This is a genomic window from Mesorhizobium amorphae (assembly GCF_014843845.1).
GTDB classification, from domain to species: domain Bacteria; phylum Pseudomonadota; class Alphaproteobacteria; order Rhizobiales; family Rhizobiaceae; genus Mesorhizobium; species Mesorhizobium amorphae_A.
This window is the reverse complement of record NZ_JHQS01000006.1, coordinates 267,307-283,220: the sequence shown is the minus strand read 5'-3', so window position 1 is coordinate 283,220 and position 15,914 is coordinate 267,307. Positions and strand designations below refer to the sequence as shown.

Sequence of the window (15,914 nt, the reverse complement as noted above, 5' to 3'; positions counted from 1 at the left end):
TCTGGAAGCCTATGAATCATGCCTCAACGCAAATTTGAATCCTGAATGTCGATTGGACCTAGAGCGGTTCAGCTTTTGATGGAATCGTTACCCCCCCCGCTCTAAGTATTTGTTTTTACGCAATTCCGGACGGAAAACCGCTGCGCACTTTTCCTGGAATTGCTCTAGCGACAAGGCTCTCAGGCCTTCGTCGATCCGGTGAAGAAGCCCTCCAGTTCGGCGAAGCCCATGGCTTGTTCGGAAAACCGGAAGGTGCCTGCCGATCTCATCTCGCGCGCGGCGCGGACGAAACTGCCGAAGGCGAGCCGCGCCAGCGCCGAGCCGACACTGATGCGCTTGACGCCTGCGTCCGCCAGTTCGGCCACGCCAAACGTCGCGCCGGGCATGCCCATCACGACATTGACCGGTTTCGTCACGGCGCCGCAGACGGTGCGGATCATGCCGAGGTCATGCAGGCCGGGCGCATAAAGCACATCGGCTCCGGCCTTCTCGAAGGCCTGCAATCTGCGAATAGTGTCATCCAGATCAGGTCGCCCCCACAGGAAGTTCTCGCAGCGCGCCGTCAGGACGAAATCATCCGACAGTGCGCGGCACGCCTGCGCAGCCGCCTCGATCCGTTCGACCGCGAGCGCAAAGTCGTAGATCGGGTCGTCGCGTCTGCCGGTATGATCTTCGAGGGAACATCCGGCCAGGCCGATGCCGGCTGCGGCTTGGATCGTCTCGGCGGCACTTTGCGGACTGTCGCCGAGGCCTTTCTCCAGATCGGCCGAGACGGAGAGCGGTGTTGCCGCCACGATGGCCCGGCAATGGCTTAGAGTGTCCTCCCGCGAGACCTGCCCCTCGGCGACGCCGAGAGAGAACGCCATGCCGGCGCTGGTGGTGGCGAGGGCACGAAAACCCATGGCTGCCAGAATCCGTGCCGTGCCGATATCCCAGGGATTGGGAATGACGAACGCGCCCGGTTCCTCATGAAGCCTGCGAAACGCTGCGCCCTTGCTTTCCAAATGCATTTTCCTTCAGCCTTTCGTGTCCCGGAGTCTGCTGGAAAATGGCACGAATTTTGGAACAAATAAAGAACATCACCCTCAGCACGCAAGCTCTTGCCATAGCCTGGCCGCATGCCTTCGGTTCGGATGACCGTTGCTAGTCCTTGAGCGGCTTGCCGAGCCGGCCGGCCAGGTCCTGGGTGAATTGCCAGGCGACGCGGCCCGAGCGGCTGCCGCGCGTCGTTGCCCATTCCAGCGCTTCGGCGCGCAGCGTGTCGGGATCGATTGTCAGCCCATGATGGCGGACATAGCCGTCGATCATGTCGAGATATTCGTCCTGCGAGCATTTGTGGAAGCCGAGCCAGAGGCCGAAACGATCGGAGAGCGAGACCTTTTCCTCGACCGCTTCGGACGGGTTGATGGCGGTGGAACGCTCATTGTCGATCATGTCGCGCGGCAACAGATGCCGCCGATTTGACGTCGCATAGAAGATGACATTGGCCGGGCGGCCCTCGACGCCGCCTTCGAGCGCCGCCTTCAGCGACTTGTAGGACGTGTCGTCATGATCGAACGACAGGTCGTCGCAAAACAGGATGACGCGGAAAGGCGCCGCCTTTAGCAGGCCCATCAGCTTGGGCAGCGTGTCGATGTCTTCGCGGTGGATCTCGATGAGCTTCAGCGGCAGGTCGGACTTGGCTTTGGCGTTGATCTCGGCATGCACCGCCTTGACCAGCGATGACTTGCCCATGCCGCGCGCGCCCCACAGCAGCACGTTGTTGGCGGCAAAGCCGGCGGCGAAGCGCTCGGTGTTGTCGACAAGGATGTCGCGCACTCGGTCGACGCCCCGGATCAGGCCGATGTCGACGCGATTGACCTTGCGCACCGGCTCCAGATAGCCGGGATCGGCCTGCCAGACGAAGCAATCTGCGGCGGCAATATCCGTCTGCGGCACCGGCGGCGGGGCGAGGCGGGCGACCGCCTCGATCAGGCGGTCGAGCTTCCGGTTCAGGGCGTCAATGGTGCTGTCGGTCATGTCTGGTCTTTTTGTTCTGGCTTCAGGGAGCACGCAGAGCGCAAAATCCACTCTTTCGCGGCGGGATAAGAACCGGTTCCAACCTTCTGTCGGAGCATGATCTTTTCCAGAAGTCGCATCCGGCTTTCGGCGACCATGCTCTAACACGGGGCCAACGGCCGGAAAAGCGGCGGATTTGCCTGCTAGCGCAGTTGCATTGGGAACTTTACCGACTATATTCCGGCCAAATTTCGCGGGCCCGCCTTGTGGCGGTTTTTCACCATTCAGGAGTTCTTGATGTTCGTTACACCGGCATACGCCCAGGGCGTCGGCGCCTCGCCAGACATGTTCATCAGCATTTTGCCGTTTGTCCTGATTTTCGTGATCATGTATTTTCTAATCATCCGGCCGCAGCGCACGCAGCTGAAGAAGCGCCAGGAAATGCTTGCGGCGGTGCGCCGCGGCGATACGGTCGTGACCGGCGGCGGCTTCGTCGGCAAGGTGACCAAGGTGATCGACGACAACGAGCTCGAGATCGACCTCGGCGGCACCAAGGTGACCGCATTGCGTTCGACGATCGCCGACGTGCGCGTCAAGGGCGAGCCGGTGGCGAACCAGAACGCCAAGAAGTAAGCGTCAGGAGACAACGGGGTCTTCGGGCGGCACGGCCCGCCAGCAACGGGCAACGCCAGATGTGGTTTTCGCGTCTCACGAGGATTTTGATCTGGCTTGCCGTTGCCGTCATGGTGGTCCTCGGCGCGATCCTTGGCGCGCGCGCTATGAAGCCTGACGGTACGCTCGACGACTTTCTTGCCTGGCTGCCGAAGCGGCAGGCGAGTTTCGACCGGCAAGGCGGTTCGCAGGTCCTGCTTGTGGTCGATAAGGACGATCTGATCAAGCGTCGGCTTGAGACGGTGCGCAATGACGTCCGCTCACTGCTGCGCGATGCCAGGATCGGCTATGCGGGCCTTTCTGGATCGGGTCGCGAAGTCAGGGTCCGCATTTCGGATCCCGCGCAGATCGATGCCGCCAAGACAGCGCTGAAAATATTCACCGATCCAGTCGCCGGGGCCAATCCAATCAAGGAGATGACGCTTGATGAGCCGGAACCGGGACTGCTCAGACTCTCGGTGACGGATGACGGCGTGAAACTGCGGACTTCGATGGCGCTGGTGCGGTCTATGGAAGTCGTCAGACTTCGGCTCAGAGACGGTGGCGCTTTCGAACCGATCGTGCAGCAGCAAGGCGATGACCGCATCCTGGTTCAGGTGCCCGGCTTGCAGACGCCGGTCCGCTTCAAGGAGATTCTCGGCCGCACCGGCAAGCTGACATTTCAGATGATCGATGCATCGTGGCCCCTGCAGGATGCGCTCGAAAACCGGCCGCCGCGAGGCTCTTCGGTGCTCTTTTCTCAAGACGATCCGCCGGTTCCCTATCTGGTCGAAGACCGCGTCATTGTTTCCGGCGAGAACATCGTCGATGCCAAGGCGACCTCCTCGTACACGAATGAGCCTGTGGTTTCGTTCAACTTCGATTCAAAGGGTAGGGCACGTTTTGCTCAGGCGACCTCGCAGAATGTCGGCAAGCAGTTTGCGATGATCCTCGACAATCAGGTGCTTTCGGCGCCGATTATCCGCGAACCGATCCTTGGCGGCTCCGGCCAGATATCAGGCAACTTCACCAAAGAGAGCGCCAATGATCTTGCCTTGCTTTTGCGTTCTGGCCCCATGCCGGTAGGACTGAAAATAGTTGAAGAGCGCACGATAGCGCCTGACGAAGTTCAGAATTAGAATGAGGCCGGAAATCAGCCAATTGACGCCGGAGCCGACCCCCGGCGGCGGCACCAAATTAACCGTACCGCGCTCGACAATTGACGATGTGCAGGTTAAGGGCGAGCCGGTGGCAACCCAGACCGCCAAGAAATAACCGAATTGAAGGCGGAACGCTGCCGCTTGTACGCCTGAACGGACGATAGCCAATGCTCTATTTCTCGCGCCTGAAGATGATCCTGATCTGGCTGGCCGTGGCCGCCACAGTGGTCCTCGCCGCGCCCAATCTGTTCCCTGCCAGCACATTGGCCAAGCTGCCCGACTGGGTGCCGAAGCGGCAGATGACGCTCGGCCTCGATCTGCAGGGTGGCTCGCACATCCTGCTCAGGATGGATCCGAACGATCTGATCAAGGACAGGCTGCAGACGACGCGTGATGAGATCAGGACGCTGCTGCGCGACGCCAAGGTCGGCTATACCGGCCTGTCCGGATCGGGCCGCACCGTGCAGGTCCGCATCTCCGATCCCGCTCAGATTGATGCCGCCAAGACGGCGCTGAAGCCGTTGACCACTCCGGTGGCGGCGGGTCTGTTCACCGGCGGCTCCGTCCAGGAGATGACGCTGGATGACTCCGAGCCCGGCCTGCTCAAATTCTCGGTCACCGACGCCGGCATCAAATACCGCACGCAGACGGCGCTGACGCAGTCGATCGAGGTCGTCGATCGCCGCGTCAACGAACTCGGCACAACGGAGCCGATCGTCCAGCGGCAAGGCGACGACCGCATCCTGGTCCAGGTGCCGGGCCTGCAGGATCCGCAGCGGCTGAAGGAAATCCTCGGCCAGACCGCCAAGCTGACCTTCCAGTTGGTCGACCAGTCGATGCCGGTGCAGGATGCGCTCAACGGCCGTCCGCCGGCTGGCTCCACGGTCCTCTATTCGCAGGACGATCCGCCGGTCCCGTATCTGATCGAGAACCGCGTCATCGTCTCAGGTGAAAACCTGGCCGATGCGCAAGCGACGTTCAACTCCCAGACCAACGAGCCGGTGGTTTCGTTCACCTTCGATTCCAAGGGCGCGTCGCGCTTCGGCCAGGCGACATCCCAGAATGTCGGCAAGCCGTTTGCCATTGTCCTCGACAATCAGGTAATCTCGGCGCCAGTGATCCGTGAGCCGATCCTGGGCGGTTCCGGACAGATTTCCGGCAATTTCACGGCCCAAAGCGCCAACGATCTGGCAGTGCTGCTGCGCGCCGGAGCGCTGCCGGCAACGTTGACGGTGATCGAGGAGCGCACGGTGGGCCCGGGCCTTGGCCAGGATTCCATCCATGCCGGCAAGGTTGCCGGTATCATCGGTTCGATCCTGGTCGTGGCGTTCATGTTCGTCGCCTACGGCTTCCTCGGCTTCCTCGCCAACATCGCGCTGGCCGTGCATGTGGCGATGATCATCGCGCTGTTGTCGTTGCTGGGCGCTACACTGACCTTGCCTGGCATCGCCGGCATCGTGCTGACCATCGGCATGGCAGTCGATTCCAACGTTCTCATCTATGAGCGCATTCGCGAGGAGCGACGAAGCGGCCGCTCGGTGATCCAGGCGATCGACACCGGTTTCACCAAGGCTCTGGCGACCATCGTCGATTCGAACGTCACGGCGCTGATCGCGACTGTGGTGCTGTTCTGGATCGGCACCGGACCGGTGAAGGGGTTTGCCATCACCTTCGCCATCGGCATTCTGACCACTGTCTTCACCGCCTTCACCTTCACCCGGCTGCTGGTGTCGATCTGGCTTCGCCGCGCCCGCCCGAAGGAATTGCCGCGGGCACCGGTGACCTTCATTCCGCCCGGCACGAAAGTTCCGTTCATGGGCATCCGCCGCTGGACGTTCGCGCTGTCGACGGTGCTGTCGATCCTGTCTGTCGTGCTGTTCATGACCGTCGACATCAATTACGGCATCGACTTCAAGGGCGGCTCGCTGATCGAGGTGCAGGCCAAGAACGGCAACGCCGATCTTGGCGATATCCGGAGCAGGCTGACGGAGCTGAACATCGGCGAGGTGCAGGTGCAGCAGTTCGGCGAGCCGACCGACGTGCTGATACGCGTCGGCACGCAGGACGGCGGCGAGAACGCCGAACAGACGGTTATCGACAAGGTGCGCGGCGAACTGCAGGACCAGTATGATTTCCGCCGTGTCGAAGTGGTGGGGCCGACTGTCTCCGGCGAACTCGCCAAGCAAGGCACCATCGCCATGCTTGTCGCGCTGATCGGCATCCTGGTCTATGTCTGGTTCCGCTTCGAATGGCAGTTCGCGGTCGGCGCCATCATTGCCACCGTGCACGATATCGTCATGACACTTGGCTTCTTCGTCATCACCGGTCTCGAGTTTAACCAATCGTCGCTGGCGGCGATCCTGACCATCATCGGCTATTCGTTGAACGATACGATCGTCGTTTATGACCGTGTCCGCGAGGATCTGCGAAAATACAAGAAGATGCCGTTGCCGCATTTGTTGAACAACGCCATCAACGAGACGCTGTCGAGAACGACGCTGACCGCGGTGACGACGATCCTGGCGCTTCTGGCGCTGGTGTTGTTCGGCGGCGAGGTGATCCGGTCGTTCACGCTGGCGATGCTGTTCGGCGTGGTCTTCGGCACCTACTCGTCGATCTTCATCGCCGCGCCGCTGCTGATCCTGTTCAAGTTGCGGCCGCAGGCCGCGACCGCCGACGAGGAGAAGCCGGTGAACGGCGGCAAAGCCGTGGCGACCTGACGGCCACGCCAGTGGCCAAAGGCATCGTCATCCGCGAGGCGCATTTCCCTGGCCGGGCGCCGATCGAGGCCTATGGCAATGGCGGCTTCCGCTTCGCCGACATGTCGCATCGCGGCTCGCTGCTGTGCCTGCCGTCCGGCATCCATGGCTGGGAGCCGGCCGATCCGCTGGCGCTGACGGCGGCTGATTTCGACAAGCTCCTGGCCGAGGCCGGCAAGGTCGAGATCCTGCTGGTCGGCACCGGCAAGGATCTGAGGCCATTGCCGGCAGCGCTGCGCGCGGCGCTGAAGGCGGCCGGTATTTCGGCGGACCCGATGTCGACGGGGGCTGCCGTGCGGACCTACAATGTGCTTTTGGCCGAGGAGCGCGCCGTGGCCGCAGCGCTCATCGCCGTCGACTGACCGTGTCCGATACCACCAAAATCGTCATGGACGCGGTGCGCGCCGCCGACCAAGTCCGCTATGTCAGTGCGCTCTACGCGCCGGCGGACAGGCGCGACGCGTTGTTTTCGCTCTATGCCTTCAATGCCGAGATCGCTGGTGTCCGCGACCGCATCCACGAGCCGCTTCCCGGCGAAGTGCGGCTGCAATGGTGGCGCGACGTCATCGCCGTCGAGGGCGAAGTCACCGGCAACCCGCTCGCCGACGCCCTGAAGGCGACGATTTCCACCCACCGCTTGCCGAAACCGGCCTTCGACAACATGCTCGAAGCGCGCATTTTCGATCTCTACGACGATCCGATGCCGTCGCGTACCGACCTCGAAGGCTATTGCGGCGAGACGGCAGCGGCGCTGCTCCAGTTCGCGGCGATGGTGCTCGATCCCGTCGAAGCGCCGCGTTTTGCAGAACTCGCGGGCCGGGCCGGCTGTGCGCAGGCAATGACCGGTCTTTTGCTGCTGTTGCCTTTGCATCGCAGGCGTGGGCAGTGCTTCGTGCCGATGGATGTACTTGCGGCGGCGGGCTCCTCGCCGGAAGAGTTCGTCAAAGGCGACGGCGGTCCCGGCGCGCAAGGCGCTGTGGAGGCGATGATCGCGCTGGCGCGCGAGCATCTTGCGGCTTTCGAACAGGGCGCTCAGGCCTTGCCGGCGTCGCTGCGCCCGGCCTTCCTGCCGCTTGCCCTGACACGCGCCTATCTCGACAGGATGGAAAGGCACTCACCGCTCGACGGCGTGGTGCGGCTGTCAGCCTTGCGCCGGCATTGGCTACTGCTGCGCCGCGCCTCGAAAGGCTGGCCGCCCCTTTGACGTAAACGTCAATCATGGTAGGACTCCCGCCGGGTCGAAGCCGAGTGCGAAAACATCCGCCGGCCTGGAGGAGATCGCTTCATGAGCCTGCCTGTGCTGGTCGCACTTGTCGTCTTCGGCATTGCGCTGTCGGTCGCGGCCGTGCATTTCACGGGCGGCACAAAGACAGCGACGCTCGCCGGTGCGGATCAGGCATTGAGCCGTTTCGCGGAGGACTTTCCCGATGAAGTGGTGTCGGTGGTTCGGCTGACGGCGGACGCCAGGTCGGCGTTTCTCGATCTTGGGAATGGGCGCACCGGCATCGTCCACAGCATCGGCGACTGCTTTTTGACCCGCATCGTCACGGCCAGCGACATTGTTGCCCTGGATGCCGACGATGGGGGCGCCATCCTTCTCAAGCTCGCAGACTTCACCTGGAAGGGCGGCCGCTTCGTCTTCGCCGACAGAACTGATGCCAAGACCGTCGCAGTGGCGCTTGGGCTTGATAATCCGGGGCTGGCCAGGGAGGCCGCGTGATGGACGACTACAATTTCCCGCAGGTCACGCAGCTTGCCATCCCGTTCTTCGTCGGTGCGATCCTGATCGAATTGTGGCTGGTGCGCACCGGCCGCGCCAAGGGATCGTTCGAGACGCGCGATACGTTGACCAGTTTGATGATGGGGACAGGCAATGTCGTTGCCGGGCTGCTGCTCGGCGTCGTCTCCTATTGGGCGCTGCTGTGGCTCTGGCAATTCCGGTTCTTCAATCTGGGCTTGTCGGCCTGGGTCTTTTTGGCGGCCTTCCTGCTCGATGATCTGCGCTACTATGTCTACCACCGCATCGCGCACCGGGTGCGCTGGGTGTGGGCCGAACACGTCAACCACCACTCCAGCCAGCACTACAATCTGTCGACCGCACTCAGGCAGAGCTGGACCGGCCTGTTTACCTTCATGTTCGTGCTGCAGGCGCCGCTGGTGCTGCTCGGCTTCCATCCGGCCGTCATCGCCTTCACCTTCGGCTTCAATCTGGTCTGGCAGTTCTGGATCCACACCGAGGCGATCGGCAAGATGTGGGGCTGGTTCGAATTCATCTTCAACACGCCTTCGCATCACCGCGTCCATCACGCCACCAATCCGCGCTATCTCGACGCTAACTTTGCCGGCACGCTGATCATCTGGGACCGCATGTTCGGCACCTTCGTCGAGGAACTGGAGGAAGACAGGCCGCGCTACGGCATCGTCAAGAACATCGGCACCTTCAATCCGCTGAAGGTGGCTTTTCACGAATGGATCGGCATGTTCGCGGATGCCTTCGCGCAGGGGCGGACACTGCGCCAGCGTCTCAATTATCTGATCAAGCCGCCGGGCTGGAGCCATGACGGTTCGCGCGAGACGTCAGAGAGTTTGAAGGCGGCCTATGTCAGGCGAAACCCTGGTGAGGCGGGCAAGCCGGGCCTGCCGGCAGCGGGTGTCGAAGCGGCTGAGTAGCTACTCCACCGCTTCGGCCGCCCGCGCAAGCAAGTCCAGCCATTCCCTGCAGTCTGCCAGTGCGCGCGACGTCACGGCGCGCCGCTTGGCGACGGTCTTGTCCTTGCCGCGCAGGCGTTTGCCCTCGGCTTTCGGCGCTTCCACCGGCGGAAACAGCCCGAAATTGACGTTCATCGGCTGGAAGGAGCGTTTGCCCGGCTCGTCGTCGGAGACGATATGGCCGCCGGTGATGTGGTTGAGCAGCGCGCCGAAGGCAGTGGTCAGCGGCGGCAGCGATGGCTGATGGCCGAGCCTTTCGGCGGCAGCGAAGCGTCCTGCCAGCAGACCGATCGCGGCGCTCTCGACATAGCCTTCGCAGCCGGTGATCTGGCCGGCGAAGCGCAGGCCGGGCCGCGACTTCAGTTGCAGCGATTGATCGAGCAAGATCGGAGAATTGATGTAGGTGTTGCGGTGCAGGCCGCCCAACCGGGCGAAGTCGGCGTTTTCGAGCCCGGGGATGGTGCGAAAGACGCGCACCTGCTCGGCATGCTTCAGCTTGGTCTGGAAACCGACCATGTTGTAGAGCGTGCCCAGCGCATTGTCCTGCCGCAGCTGCACCACGGCATAGGCTTTTACCGTCGGATTGTGCGCATTGGTCAGCCCCATCGGCTTCATCGGACCGTAGCGCAGTGTCTCGACGCCGCGCTCGGCCATTACCTCAATCGGCAGGCAGCCGTCGAAATAGGGTGTGCCTTCCCATTGTTTGAATTCGGTTTTCTGGCCCTCGACCAGCGCCTGCACGAAGGCGAGATACTGCTCCTTGTCCATCGGGCAGTTGATGTAGTCCTTGCCGGTGCCGCCGGGGCCGATCTTGTCGTAGCGCGACTGGAACCAGCAAATGTCCATGTCGATCGTGTCGAAGTGCACGATCGGCGCGATGGCATCGAAGAAAGCCAGCGCGTCGGCTCCGGTCGCTTCGGCAATCGACTGGGCAAGCGACGGCGCGGTCAGCGGGCCGGTGGCGATGATCGCCTGGTCCCACTCCGCCGGCGGCAGGCCCGGCACTTCCTCGCGCTGGATGGTGATCAGCGGATGCGCCTCGAGCTTCCTGGTCACGGCCTCGGAAAATCCGTCGCGATCGACGGCGAGCGCGCCACCCGCGGGCACCTGGTTGGCGTCGCCGGCGCTCATGATCAGCGAGCCGGCCAACCGCATTTCGGCATGCAGCAGACCGACGGCGTTGTTTTCGGCATCGTCGGAGCGGAAGGAATTGGAGCACACAAGCTCGGCCAGCCCGTCGGTCTTGTGCGCATCGGTGCCGCGAACCGGGCGCATTTCATGCAGCACGACGGAAACACCGGCTTGCGCCGCCTGCCAGGCCGCTTCGGAACCGGCGAGGCCGCCGCCGACGATGTGAATGGGATCTTTGCTCATGAGCGCCGGAATAATCGCTTGTAGCTGCGATTGCAATTACACACGTTGAGCCGCGCTGTTGCCGCTTGGCGCCGCAATCGTCTACGATCGGGGAATGGACGGGAGTCTCGGAGTCTTTGCCAGAGCGGCATTTATGGCAGTCGCGATCGCCATGGGCGGATCAACGGCCGCCGGCGAACTGGAAGCGACGGCTTCCAAGCGGATCCCGATATGCCACGGCTACAGTTGCAACTATCGCACGATACTCGCGCTTGGCCCCGCTGACGGCGCGCGTTTCCGCGCTATCCTGCGTGCGGGTGCAGGCTCGGCCCAAGCCGAGCGTTCCGCAATTTCGAAGGCTGTGCGCTATTTCGAGCAGCGCATTTTGCGGGCCACCGGCGTTCGCGATCTGCCGCAGTCGCAATTCGGTGCATCGCGCATCAGGGGCCAGATGGATTGTGTCGACGAATCGACCAATACGCACGCGCTGCTGGTCTATCTTGCCGAGCGAAAATTGCTCAGGTTTCACAAGGTCGAGGACAAGGCCTCGCGAGGCCTGTTTGTCGACGGGCGCTATCCCCATTGGACGGCGGTGATCAGCGACCGCGGCGGCACCGAATGGGTGGTGGATACCTGGTATGCGGCGATGGGCGGCGCGCCGGACATTTTTCCGCTGAGCCGGTGGAAGGAACGGGGCGTGTTGGAAAGCGGTGCGCTGGACTGACGACAGAGACGTCCCGCTAAAACGGCTCCTAGAGAGCCTCCGACCCCCCCACAAAAACACAACACCCGCCGGGGGAGGAGGTCCGGCGGGTGTCGTTTTTGGGGTCGATCCTCGGGAGGAGGTGAAGATCGACCGTATTCGTCATCGCCGGGGAGGAGGTCGGCTTTGACGAAATTCCTTTCGCCGGGTGAAGGGGGCGAAACCCCTGGGAAACAACGCCCGCCGCGGGAGGAGGTGCGGCGGGCGCCGTTTTGCTGGTCAACCCTCGGGAGGAGGTGAAGGCTGACCGTATCCGTCAGGGTCGGGGAGGAGGTCGACCCTGGCGAAATTCTTGTATTTAGATCGCCTTGCGGGCGACGGTCTTGATCTCGTCGCGGATGATGCCGAGATCATGGAGCTGGCGGTTCGAAAGGCGACCCAGCTCGTTAACGGTGTCGCGGTAGACGCGCCAGTTACGATAGTTGCGGATCAGGTTCATTGTCGTTCTCTTTTCAAAACTGGTTCGGACCATTTACGGTCCGAAGTGGATTAGACCGCTTTGCGGGCGACGTAGTGGATGTCGCTGCGGCCGATGCCGAGGTCGTTCAGTTCACGGTTCGACAGGCGGCTCAGCTCGGACACGGTGTTCCGGTAGCGGCGCCAGTTGCGATAGTTGCGGATCAGGTTCATGGTAGTCTCGTTTCGTCTTTCTTTCGGATCATTCCGTCTTTCTGTATGCCGTGAAGATAGGTGGGGTCATATCGATTTAAAAGCGCTATCGCTGCATGGCAGCAATGCAAATTGTGCAATGCACCATTAACGCGCGTTTACGTCCCAGACACAAAGAAACCCGAATCGGAAAATGCCGTAGCGTCAACGGCTTGGCTGGCTCGGCTGAAAAAAGACCAACCGGGGGAGAAGACATGGCGAGCTATGCGTCACGGGCCAGATCGGACATTGCGCGATGGCTCGAGACTGGCCTGATCGACGGGCCGACGGCCGACGCGCTGAGGCGCGACGTCGAAGCCAATGAACGGAGGTCTCTGAGCTTCGGTTCGATCCTGGCGATGATGGCGGCATTGCTGTTTGGCGCCGCCATCCTGATCTTCGTCGCCGCCAACTGGGAGGCCATTCCGCGGCTGGCGCGGGTCGCCGCACTCTTCGCCATCATCCTTGCCGGATATGTCGGTGGTGCGCTGCTGAAGACCCGCGACCACGCGGCGATCGGTGAAGCGCTCTGGATCATCGCGGCGGCGGCCTTCGGCGGGTCGATCGCGCTGATCGGCCAGATGTACCATCTGACCGGCGACGAGGCGTCGGCGCTGATCACCTGGGGTGCCGGCACGGCGCTGGCGGCAGTGGCATTGCGCTCGAACCCGCTGACCGTCGCTTCCGTCGGCATCGCCGATGCCTGGCTGTTCGTCAAAGGGTTCGACTATTTCAAGCGTACGGAATTTCCGCATTTCTTCGTCGTCATGGCCATCGTGCTGTTCGCCATTTCGTTCTGGACCCGCAGTCAGGCGGCGCGGCACCTGATCATCCTGTCGGTCCTCTGCTATCTCGTGCTGTTCGTGATTGACTATGACACGCTGCAGGTCGCCATCCCGTTGGCGATCGTCTCGGCGCTGCTCTTTGCAGTGGCGGTCTTTGCCGCCGAGCCCGTCGACCGGATTGTCCAACTCGGCGGCCGGTTGCCCTTGCACGCCTTGATCGGCTTCCTCACAGGACTGGCGATGCTTCAGATGGAGCTCGCCGGCGATGCCAGCTACAACAGCGGCTTCGCCATTGTCTCGGCGGTTGCACTGGCCGGTATCGTCGCGGCGATCATGCTGGGCGGCCGCGAGAGCCGAGGCCTGCGCTGGGTTGCCTATGCCGGCTTCGCCTTCGAACTCGCCATCATCTATGTGGTGATGCTGCAGTCGATGCTCGACACCGCAGGCTTCTTCCTGGCCGCTGCCGTGCTTCTCGGCATCCTGGCGCTTGTCATCATTCGCATCGAGAAACGCATGAAGGCGCCGCGCGCCGAAGGAATGGCAGCGTGATGACCGGGAAAAGACTAATCATCTCGGCGCTGGTGCTGGCGCTCGTCCAGATCGGCTTTTTGAGCTGGATCATTGCCGGTAGGGCGGCGATCCTGCGCGACGGCAAGGAAGTGCTCTTGAAGGTCGAGCCGATCGATCCGCGCGACCTCTTGCGCGGCGACTATATTCGCCTTGGCTACGACATATCGCGTATTCCGGTGAAAATGATCGCCGACATCCCCGCCGACAAACTCTCGAGCGACGACACCTCGATCGTGGTCAGGCTGAAAAAGGGCGCCGACGGCTATTGGCAGCCGACAGCGGCCTGGTTTGGCCAGGCGCCTACGCCTGCCGCCTCCGATGAAGCAGATATCGTCGGACATGTTGGCGAGGGTTGGAGTTTGCGCGAAGAGGGTGGTTCGATCGCGCCGGACTACGGCTTAGAGCGCTTCTATCTGCCGGAAGGCGAGGGCATGGCGATCCAGAACGACATGCGGGTGCGGCCGTTCGCCGTCCGGGTCGCGATCGCTGCCAACGGCACTCCGCAGATCAAGGCGCTGATGGACGGCGACAAGACGTTGTTCGAGGAACCGCTCTATTAGACACGGCCAGTCGCGCCGCATGCTCGTCGCTCTTCGCCAGTCCCCGTGACCGTTCGTCTGGAACTCGAGTGAAGTATGACAATTGAACTGACGGCGCCGGCACGACATCAATGTCGACACTGTTTTGCGCGTCGCCTAGTCGTAGGGGCTTTTCATTTGCCGAGCCAATGCTCTGTTTTTGGTGCGGATGAAGGGCATCGGCGTCGACCTCAAAGCCCATAAATGCTGGGGTTTGATGCGATAGTCCTCGTACCACTCGTGCCATTTCTCGTACCGTGGAGGGAACCCCCAAGGGGGGATTATAGGTACCTGTGTGTATGTAAATACGGATGCAAACTTTTTGCTGAAATGTCCGAATGTTGAGACATCGAGAGGGTCAAGATTCGGACATTCCATGCCAACGCAAACCTTTGCTTTCTGATAGCTGCCAGCTTAATCGTCCTCCGGTGGTTGCTCTGCCAAGGCTTCTATCTCATCCAGACGGCTGGCAGCGCGATAAATGGCCCCTCGTAGCGTGGCGTCGCCATTGGATGTGCCGCGCAGACCGTCCAACAGTTCCAGCAGCGGCGGAACGTTGTCGAAACCATCCGGTAGACCTTGGATCGCTCTCGCGACAAGCACGGGTTGATGCCGTTCGCAGATGCCGTCAATCTGGCCCGCTTGGATTTCGCCTCCTACAGGCACCGCTTGGCCACTCAATGAGGCATATGCGCTGCGATCGCCGCGAAGGCGTTCAAGCGCGCGTTGTTTGCTCTGTTGATTGGATGCTTGAGTTCGCTCCAACGCATCAATGGCATCATCGGAATGCTGTCCGCTCAATGTCACAAAATAGTGGAGCGGTAACCACTGGCGTTGGGTCAGGGCCGAAACGCAAACGTATTCGAGCGGCGAACTAACGCGCTCCTTGCTGAGGTAAGCCTTGACGACCATATCAGGTGTGAGGGCGCGCCCTTCGATCCGCTCGCGCACCTGTCCGGTCGCATCCACGGCGCGTACATCGCCAATGAGCCGCAAAGTCGGAGCGCCTTCTCGTTCTTCAAATTCACCCTCACGGATGAACTCCAACTGGTCGGCAAGTTCCTGATCGATGGTTATTCGCGTCTCACCAGCATCCATGGTCCCTTCGCGGGTATCGACAATAAGCGCCCGATCCGTGCCGATCTCGGAAAGCCGCGCCGCGCGCGACAACAGTTGGGCATGAGCGGACCTGTCGCGTTCGCGCAGCATCGCCAGCAGGTCGCCATATTTGATGCGGCCCGATTGGCCGGGGTACCGGAACAGGATTGTTCCATCGTCCAGTCCGTCGCCATCACGGCATACGATCACAGGCGGTAAGCTGTGCTTTTCAACGTGAATGACACCGATCTGAACCCCGTCCAGGTCGATCACGTCCTTTGAGAAAACAGGGGTCGGGGTGAGATAGGTTTTGATCTTGTCGGCGATAGTGGCGATGTCTGTGTTTGCAAAGGTGTCATCGGGCAATCCCACCGCCCGGCAGCCGGAATTACTGACCCCGAGGACGATGAACCCACCCCGGTTGTTGGCGAGCGCAGCGACGGCGCGAATGATGGGTGTGAGCTTCTTGGGATCGAATCCCTCCTTACATTCATGCTCAGCAGTCTCGCCATCCGCCAGATACCAATGTCCGTCCTCGCGTCGAACGAAGTGCTCACGCGCCCTGTCTGCCAGCGTCTGCCGAGCAGGTCGGGCTGCCGCATCGATCACCACCCCAACTTCCGCATGGGCGAACGTGGCTAGGAATTCATCAACCGCTGCATCCTCGGCGGCTGGAACTTCCGCGCCATAGGTGCCACCGCCAATCTGACTGATCCGCCCGGAATTCACCGGGCGATCTTGCCGGTTGAAATAGAACTGGATGTCCCGGTTGCGCATACCCCACGCGAGCATTGTCTTGATGAGGCCGATTTCCTCGTCCGTGATGCCGCGCTTTGGCATTC

At 61.8% G+C, this 15,914-nt stretch carries 17 protein-coding genes; 11 read left to right on the top strand and 6 right to left on the bottom strand.

Annotated elements, in window-relative coordinates; all coding sequences use genetic code 11:
* Positions 1–179 precede the first annotated feature (179 nt).
* Positions 180–1,010: an isocitrate lyase/PEP mutase family protein gene (locus DH08_RS02540; protein WP_192177733.1), complete on the bottom strand. Its 831-nt coding sequence runs from the start codon at positions 1,008–1,010 to the stop codon at positions 180–182.
* Positions 1,011–1,143: 133 nt separating this feature from the next.
* On the bottom strand, positions 1,144–2,019 hold the full coding sequence (locus DH08_RS02535) for an ATP-binding protein (RefSeq protein WP_192177732.1): 876 nt from the start codon (positions 2,017–2,019) through the stop codon (positions 1,144–1,146).
* 276 nt (positions 2,020–2,295) lie between these two features.
* Here DH08_RS02535 and yajC point away from each other — a divergent pair, with 276 nt between their 5' ends.
* From yajC to DH08_RS02495, 8 genes are all read left to right on the top strand, one after another.
* A complete protein-coding gene (gene yajC, locus DH08_RS02530; RefSeq protein WP_120017843.1) occupies positions 2,296–2,631 on the top strand; it encodes a preprotein translocase subunit YajC in 336 nt (111 codons plus the stop codon).
* Between the two features lie 86 nt (positions 2,632–2,717).
* Positions 2,718–3,788, top strand: coding sequence for a SecDF P1 head subdomain-containing protein (locus DH08_RS02525; protein ID WP_192177731.1), 1,071 nt, complete (start codon positions 2,718–2,720; stop codon positions 3,786–3,788).
* 1 nt (position 3,789) lies between these two features.
* Positions 3,790–3,924: a hypothetical protein gene (locus tag DH08_RS36775; protein WP_282595006.1), complete on the top strand. Its 135-nt coding sequence runs from the start codon at positions 3,790–3,792 to the stop codon at positions 3,922–3,924.
* A 52-nt stretch (positions 3,925–3,976) separates the two neighbouring features.
* Positions 3,977–6,529 carry a protein translocase subunit SecDF gene (gene secDF, locus DH08_RS02515; RefSeq protein WP_192177730.1) on the top strand — a complete coding sequence of 851 codons (2,553 nt, stop codon included), beginning with the start codon at positions 3,977–3,979 and terminating at the stop codon, positions 6,527–6,529.
* A gap of 11 nt (positions 6,530–6,540) precedes the next feature.
* Positions 6,541–6,930, top strand: a complete 390-nt coding sequence (locus DH08_RS02510; RefSeq protein ID WP_192177729.1) for an MTH938/NDUFAF3 family protein — start codon at positions 6,541–6,543, stop codon at positions 6,928–6,930.
* Between the two features lie 2 nt (positions 6,931–6,932).
* Complete coding sequence (locus tag DH08_RS02505; RefSeq protein WP_192177728.1) at positions 6,933–7,772, top strand: squalene/phytoene synthase family protein; 840 nt, start codon at positions 6,933–6,935, stop codon at positions 7,770–7,772.
* An 81-nt stretch (positions 7,773–7,853) separates the two neighbouring features.
* Positions 7,854–8,288 (top strand): hypothetical protein, encoded by a 435-nt coding sequence (locus DH08_RS02500; RefSeq protein WP_192177727.1) that lies wholly within the window; start codon positions 7,854–7,856, stop codon positions 8,286–8,288.
* On the top strand, positions 8,288–9,238 hold the full coding sequence (locus DH08_RS02495; protein WP_192177726.1) for a sterol desaturase family protein: 951 nt from the start codon (positions 8,288–8,290) through the stop codon (positions 9,236–9,238). Before DH08_RS02500 ends, DH08_RS02495 begins: the two co-directional genes overlap by 1 nt.
* Here the strand turns inward: DH08_RS02495 and trmFO are convergent, their stop codons facing one another.
* A complete protein-coding gene (trmFO, locus tag DH08_RS02490) occupies positions 9,239–10,651 on the bottom strand; it encodes a methylenetetrahydrofolate--tRNA-(uracil(54)-C(5))-methyltransferase (FADH(2)-oxidizing) TrmFO (RefSeq protein ID WP_192177725.1) in 1,413 nt (470 codons plus the stop codon).
* Between the two features lie 58 nt (positions 10,652–10,709).
* Between trmFO and DH08_RS02485 the strand changes: the two genes are divergently transcribed.
* Positions 10,710–11,354 (top strand): hypothetical protein, encoded by a 645-nt coding sequence (locus DH08_RS02485; RefSeq protein WP_246800657.1) that lies wholly within the window; start codon positions 10,710–10,712, stop codon positions 11,352–11,354.
* 337 nt (positions 11,355–11,691) lie between these two features.
* Here DH08_RS02485 and DH08_RS02480 read toward each other — a convergent pair whose 3' ends face one another.
* Both DH08_RS02480 and DH08_RS02475 read right to left on the bottom strand, forming a co-directional pair.
* Positions 11,692–11,832 carry a DUF1127 domain-containing protein gene (locus tag DH08_RS02480; protein ID WP_120017849.1) on the bottom strand — a complete coding sequence of 47 codons (141 nt, stop codon included), beginning with the start codon at positions 11,830–11,832 and terminating at the stop codon, positions 11,692–11,694.
* A gap of 50 nt (positions 11,833–11,882) precedes the next feature.
* Positions 11,883–12,023 carry a DUF1127 domain-containing protein gene (locus tag DH08_RS02475; protein WP_006203483.1) on the bottom strand — a complete coding sequence of 47 codons (141 nt, stop codon included), beginning with the start codon at positions 12,021–12,023 and terminating at the stop codon, positions 11,883–11,885.
* Positions 12,024–12,256: 233 nt separating this feature from the next.
* Between DH08_RS02475 and DH08_RS02470 the strand changes: the two genes are divergently transcribed.
* Together DH08_RS02470 and DH08_RS02465 are read left to right on the top strand one after the other, a co-directional pair.
* Entirely contained in the window at positions 12,257–13,375 is a 1,119-nt protein-coding gene (locus DH08_RS02470; protein WP_192177724.1) for a DUF2157 domain-containing protein, read from the top strand.
* Complete coding sequence (locus DH08_RS02465) at positions 13,372–13,956, top strand: GDYXXLXY domain-containing protein (RefSeq protein ID WP_192177723.1); 585 nt, start codon at positions 13,372–13,374, stop codon at positions 13,954–13,956. The genes DH08_RS02470 and DH08_RS02465 overlap by 4 nt, the downstream gene beginning before the upstream one ends.
* Before the next feature lie 432 nt (positions 13,957–14,388).
* Here the strand turns inward: DH08_RS02465 and DH08_RS02460 are convergent, their stop codons facing one another.
* Positions 14,389–15,912, bottom strand: coding sequence for an AlbA family DNA-binding domain-containing protein (locus DH08_RS02460; RefSeq protein ID WP_192177722.1), 1,524 nt, complete (start codon positions 15,910–15,912; stop codon positions 14,389–14,391).
* Positions 15,913–15,914 lie beyond the last annotated feature (2 nt).

What these genes read in the sequence shown, in the direction of transcription:
- yajC (WP_120017843.1), top strand. Translation starts at nt 2,296, where the DNA reads ATGTTCGTTACACCGGCATACGCCCAGGGCGTCGGCGCCTCGCCAGAC.
- DH08_RS02500 (WP_192177727.1), top strand. Translation starts at nt 7,854, where the DNA reads ATGAGCCTGCCTGTGCTGGTCGCACTTGTCGTCTTCGGCATTGCGCTG.
- DH08_RS36775 (WP_282595006.1), top strand. Translation starts at nt 3,790, where the DNA reads ATGAGGCCGGAAATCAGCCAATTGACGCCGGAGCCGACCCCCGGCGGC.
- secDF (WP_192177730.1), top strand. Translation starts at nt 3,977, where the DNA reads ATGCTCTATTTCTCGCGCCTGAAGATGATCCTGATCTGGCTGGCCGTG.
- DH08_RS02460 (WP_192177722.1), bottom strand. Translation starts at nt 15,912, where the DNA reads ATGCCAAAGCGCGGCATCACGGACGAGGAAATCGGCCTCATCAAGACA.
- trmFO (WP_192177725.1), bottom strand. Translation starts at nt 10,651, where the DNA reads ATGAGCAAAGATCCCATTCACATCGTCGGCGGCGGCCTCGCCGGTTCC.
- DH08_RS02480 (WP_120017849.1), bottom strand. Translation starts at nt 11,832, where the DNA reads ATGAACCTGATCCGCAACTATCGTAACTGGCGCGTCTACCGCGACACC.
- DH08_RS02475 (WP_006203483.1), bottom strand. Translation starts at nt 12,023, where the DNA reads ATGAACCTGATCCGCAACTATCGCAACTGGCGCCGCTACCGGAACACC.
- DH08_RS02470 (WP_192177724.1), top strand. Translation starts at nt 12,257, where the DNA reads ATGGCGAGCTATGCGTCACGGGCCAGATCGGACATTGCGCGATGGCTC.
- DH08_RS02540 (WP_192177733.1), bottom strand. Translation starts at nt 1,010, where the DNA reads ATGCATTTGGAAAGCAAGGGCGCAGCGTTTCGCAGGCTTCATGAGGAA.
- DH08_RS02495 (WP_192177726.1), top strand. Translation starts at nt 8,288, where the DNA reads ATGGACGACTACAATTTCCCGCAGGTCACGCAGCTTGCCATCCCGTTC.
- DH08_RS02535 (WP_192177732.1), bottom strand. Translation starts at nt 2,019, where the DNA reads ATGACCGACAGCACCATTGACGCCCTGAACCGGAAGCTCGACCGCCTG.